Source organism: Flavobacterium beibuense F44-8 (genome assembly GCF_000769915.1).
Lineage (GTDB): Bacteria > Bacteroidota > Bacteroidia > Flavobacteriales > Flavobacteriaceae > Flavobacterium > Flavobacterium beibuense.
Genome location: NZ_JRLV01000050.1, coordinates 1 through 950, shown reverse-complemented (window position 1 = coordinate 950; position 950 = coordinate 1). Strand labels below are relative to the sequence as shown.

Annotated in this window: 1 rRNA gene; it reads right to left on the bottom strand. The window is 46.1% G+C overall.

Annotated elements, in window-relative coordinates:
- Positions 1-826 (bottom strand): 16S ribosomal RNA (locus Q763_RS17255); the annotation flags it as partial.
- Positions 827-950 lie beyond the last annotated feature (124 nt).

Genomic DNA, 950 nt, shown 5'->3' with positions numbered 1-950 from the left:
CCGAACAGCTAGTATCCATCGTTTACGGCGTGGACTACCAGGGTATCTAATCCTGTTCGCTCCCCACGCTTTCGTCCATCAGCGTCAATGTATTGTTAGTAACCTGCCTTCGCAATTGGTATTCCATGTAATATCTAAGCATTTCACCGCTACACTACATATTCTAGTTACTTCACAATAATTCAAGTTCTACAGTATCAATGGCAGTTCGACAGTTGAGCTGCCGGATTTCACCACTGACTTATAAAACCGCCTACGGACCCTTTAAACCCAATGATTCCGGATAACGCTTGGATCCTCCGTATTACCGCGGCTGCTGGCACGGAGTTAGCCGATCCTTATTCTTACGGTACCGTCAGGACTCTACACGTAGAGTAGTTTCTTCCCGTACAAAAGCAGTTTACAATCCATAGGACCGTCATCCTGCACGCGGCATGGCTGGTTCAGACTTGCGTCCATTGACCAATATTCCTCACTGCTGCCTCCCGTAGGAGTCTGGTCCGTGTCTCAGTACCAGTGTGGGGGACCTCCCTCTCAGGACCCCTACCCATCAAAGCCTTGGTATGCCGTTACCATACCAACTAGCTAATGGGACGCATGCTCATCTTGTACCGAAATTCTTTAATATAAAAGTGATGCCACTCTTATATACTATGGGGTATTAATCCGGATTTCTCCGGGCTATCCCCCAGTACAAGGCAGATTGCATACGCGTTACGCACCCGTGCGCCGGTCTCAAAATAGCAAGCTATTTCTACCCCTCGACTTGCATGTGTTAGGCCTGCCGCTAGCGTTCATCCTGAGCCAGGATCAAACTCTTCATCGTATATTTTTAATATTTTTACGATCTTTATTGCTAGGTCTTGTGTTTTCGATAAATCGAGTTTCTTACTCTCTCTTTATGCTGTCAATCCAATATGTCTATGAACGTGTCTTCTTATTTCTTAATC